Annotated in this window: 1 protein-coding gene and 1 pseudogene; one reads left to right on the top strand and one right to left on the bottom strand. The window is 41.3% G+C overall.

The features are described from left to right. A pseudogene (locus F6K53_RS44745) lies at nucleotides 1-701 on the top strand (IS4 family transposase); the annotation flags it as partial. 147 nt (nucleotides 702-848) lie between these two features. Here the strand turns inward: F6K53_RS44745 and F6K53_RS44740 are convergent. Beyond that, nucleotides 849-1,004: a hypothetical protein gene (locus F6K53_RS44740; protein ID WP_293087488.1), complete on the bottom strand. Its 156-nt coding sequence runs from the start codon at nucleotides 1,002-1,004 to the stop codon at nucleotides 849-851. Nucleotides 1,005-1,103 lie beyond the last annotated feature (99 nt).

Here is a 1,103-nt window from a genome sequence, read left to right as displayed (position 1 = left end):
TAATAAAGTTTGAAAGTATAAGAAAAAGAATCCAGCGTTTTTTGTCTTGATCAACTCTAAGATTTGAAACTATTTGGTTTCCTAGAATCGCTAGTTTACTAGAAACATACTTTGAAACAGATGAACTAGTTTATATAGCAATTGACCGTACGAATTGGGGGAAAATAAATCTTTTAGTAACTCGCCTGATTTGGGATAAAAGCGATGCAGCGCGGTCTTGGGGGTTCCCCCCATGAGCGACTGCATCAAGACAGAGCATTGCCAATATACTTGACTTTGATGCCAAAATTAGGCAGCAGTAATAGTAAAGAGCAGAGCAGTCATCTATCAACAATAATTCCCATTTTTAAAGATTATAAAATTTGCCGATTGGGAGATAGAGACTTTTGTTCTGTTAAGCTAGCGAAATGGTTGTCAGGAAAGTCTGTATACTTTTGTTTACGTCTCAAAAAAAATGAGTTTATTGAAGTCAAAAATAAAATTTGGATTGAGTTATCAGAGCTTGGGTTAGTGCCAGAACATTCTTTCTTCAAGGAGTAAAAATAACTAAAACAAAGGGATTTAGCACTTTTAACGTTGCCTGTAAATGGAAGCGTAGTATTTCCGGATTTATCTCCAAAGAAGGATGGTTTATTATGACAAATTTAAATTCCTTAGACTTGGCGATTGCTGCTTATAAGAAACGATTTGGCATTGAAGAAGCGATGCAGCGCGGTCTTGGGGAGGCAGCGCGGTCTTGGGGGTCTCCCCCGGAGACGAAACCTGTTTATTGTGGAGCCTTTATAGTTAGCAGGTTATGCAGAAAAGGGTTAAATATTTGTTAATAAGGCTCCACTATCTTACGGTAACTATCGCCTTTGGCGACGCTTGGCCGTAGGCCACGCCAAAGGCGAACGCGAACAAACCATGAGCAACTGCCGTGGTTTCCCCCACTCGCGCTTTGCATCAAGACGGGAGCAGGGAGCAGGGAAGAGGTAAGAGGTAAAAAATAATGTGTACCTCATGAGTCCTATGAACGCTATATCCGGGATGCAGCGCGGTCTTGGGGGTTTCCCCCATGAGCGACTGCATCGCTGAATGCTAGTTAAGCCAATTTTCTAAAT

This window comes from Moorena sp. SIO4A1 (assembly GCF_010672065.1).
Taxonomy (GTDB): domain Bacteria; phylum Cyanobacteriota; class Cyanobacteriia; order Cyanobacteriales; family Coleofasciculaceae; genus Moorena.
This window is presented reverse-complemented; position numbering and strand designations above follow the sequence as displayed.

Coding starts and splice junctions, on each gene's coding strand:
- F6K53_RS44740 (WP_293087488.1), bottom strand. CDS start 1,004: ATGAGGTACACATTATTTTTTACCTCTTACCTCTTCCCTGCTCCCTGC.